Origin of the sequence: Aquamicrobium segne (assembly GCF_042656785.1) — a bacterium.
In the GTDB taxonomy this organism is placed as follows: domain Bacteria; phylum Pseudomonadota; class Alphaproteobacteria; order Rhizobiales; family Rhizobiaceae; genus Mesorhizobium; species Mesorhizobium segne.
On the sequence record NZ_JBHSLL010000080.1, the window covers coordinates 1 to 2,500 of the forward strand.

Annotated in this window: 2 rRNA genes (1 of these 2 cut by a window edge); both read right to left on the minus strand. The window is 54.0% G+C overall.

The features are described from left to right. A 5S ribosomal RNA gene (gene rrf / locus ACFPLB_RS17590) occupies positions 1 to 70 on the minus strand; the annotation flags it as partial. Between the two features lie 171 nt (positions 71 to 241). Then, positions 242 to 2,500: ribosomal RNA gene (locus ACFPLB_RS17595) — 23S ribosomal RNA — on the minus strand; it runs 633 nt beyond the window's last position.

Here is a 2,500-nt window from a genome sequence, read left to right on the forward strand (position 1 = left end):
TGGCGCTGGGGCGTTTCACGGCCGTGTTCGGAATGGGAACGGGTGCAGCCACCCCGCCATAACCACCAGGTCAGCGAAGCACATCTATCTGAGAAGCTGTTTTTGCGCCTTTGCGCAGTTTACGGGCAAGGCCCGCAAGCGCGACTGCGCGTCGCGGCTTGTGCCGCGCCCTTGGCTAGAGCATAGGCCCGAAGGGCCACTCATGCGTGAGCGCTGGTTATAATGAACATTAGTAATGAGAACGATCAAGCCAATCGAACTATTAGTACCGGTAAGCTTCAAGCGTTGCCGCTCTTCCACACCCGGCCTATCAACGTGGTGGTCTTCCACGGTTCTGATAGGGAATACTCGTTTTAAGGTTAGTTTCCCGCTTAGATGCCTTCAGCGGTTATCTAGTCCGAATATAGCTACCCTGCTATGCGGCTGGCGCCACAACAGGTCCACCAGAGATTCGTCCATCCCGGTCCTCTCGTACTAGGGACAGATCCTTTCAATATTCCTACACCCACGGCAGATAGGGACCGAACTGTCTCACGACGTTCTGAACCCAACTCACGTACCGCTTTAAATGGCGAACAGCCATACCCTTGGGACCTGCTCCAGCCCCAGGATGCGATGAGTCGACATCGAGGTGCCAAACAACCCCGTCGATATGGACTCTTGGGGGTCATCAGCCTGTTATCCCCGGCGTACCTTTTATCCGTTGAGCGATGGCCCTTCCACGCGGGACCACCGGATCACTATGACCGACTTTCGTCTCTGCTCGACTTGTCAGTCTCGCAGTCAGGCAGGCTTATGCCATTGCACTCAGCGAACGATTTCCGACCGTTCTGAGCCCACCATCGCGCGCCTCCGTTACTCTTTAGGAGGCGACCGCCCCAGTCAAACTACCCACCATACATTGTCCCGGACCCGGATAACGGGCCGCGGTTAGACATCCATAGTAATAAGGGTGGTATTTCAAGGGTGGCTCCACCAGGGCTGGCGCCCCGGCTTCAAAGCCTACCACCTATCCTACACATGCCACTACGAATGCCAATGTAAAGCTATAGTAAAGGTGCACGGGGTCTTTCCGTCTAACCGCAGGAACCCCGCATCTTCACGGGGAATTCAATTTCACTGAGCCTATGCTGGAGACAGCGGGGAAGTCGTTACGCCATTCGTGCAGGTCGGAACTTACCCGACAAGGAATTTCGCTACCTTAGGACCGTTATAGTTACGGCCGCCGTTTACCGGGGCTTCAATTCAAGGCTTGCACCTCTCCTCTTAACCTTCCGGCACCGGGCAGGCGTCAGACCCTATACGTCGTATTGCTACTTCGCAGAGCCCTGTGTTTTTGATAAACAGTCGCTACCCCCTGGTCTGTGCCACCTCACAACGGTTGCCCGCTGCAAGGTCACGCTTCTTCCGAAGTTACGCGTGCAATTTGCCGAGTTCCTTCAGCATAGTTCTCTCAAGCGCCTTGGTATACTCTACCAGTCCACCAGTGTCGGTTTCGGGTACGGGCTATAAGGAGGAGCTATTTCCCGGGACCGCTTCACTGCCAGATCAATCCAATAAGACCTGACAATACACGCGATCCGTCACTACCTCCAGGCTCACGAATATTAACGTGATTCCCATCGACTACGCCTTTCGGCCTCGCCTTAGGGGCCGGCTAACCCTGCTCAGATTAACTTTAAGCAGGAACCCTTGGACTTTCGGCGGGGGAGTCTCTCACTCCCCTTACGTTACTCATGTCAGCATTCGCACTTCTGATACCTCCACCGTCCCTCACGGGTACGGCTTCATCAGCTTACAGAACGCTCCGCTACCGCTCGTGATTGCTCACGAACCCTAAGCTTCGGTGTATGGCTTGAGCCCCGTTACATTTTCGGCGCAAAGACCCTTATTTAGACCAGTGAGCTGTTACGCTTTCTTTAAATGATGGCTGCTTCTAAGCCAACATCCTGGTTGTTTTGGGATCCTCACATCCTTTCCCACTTAGCCATAACTTGGGGACCTTAGCTGTAGGTCAGGGTTGTTTCCCTTTCCACGACGGACGTTAGCACCCGCCGTGTGTCTGCCGACTAGTACTCCTCGGTATTCGGAGTTTGGTTAGGATCAGTAAGACGGTGAGTCCCCATAGCCCATCCAGTGCTCTACCCCCGAGGGTATTCGGTCGACGCTCTACCTAAATAGATTTCGCGGAGAACCAGCTATTTCCGAGTTTGATTGGCCTTTCACCCCTAGCCACAAGTCATCCCAATCTATTGCAACAGAAACGGGTTCGGTCCTCCAGTAAGTGTTACCTTACCTTCAACCTGCTCATGGCTAGATCACTCGGTTTCGGGTCTAATGCGTCGAACTGAACGCCCTGTTCAGACTCGCTTTCGCTGCGCCTACACCTACCGGCTTAAGCTTGCTCGACACACTAAGTCGCTGACCCATTATACAAAAGGTACGTAGTCACCCAGGACGAACCTTGGGCTCCTACTGTTTGTAGGCAATCGGTTTCAGG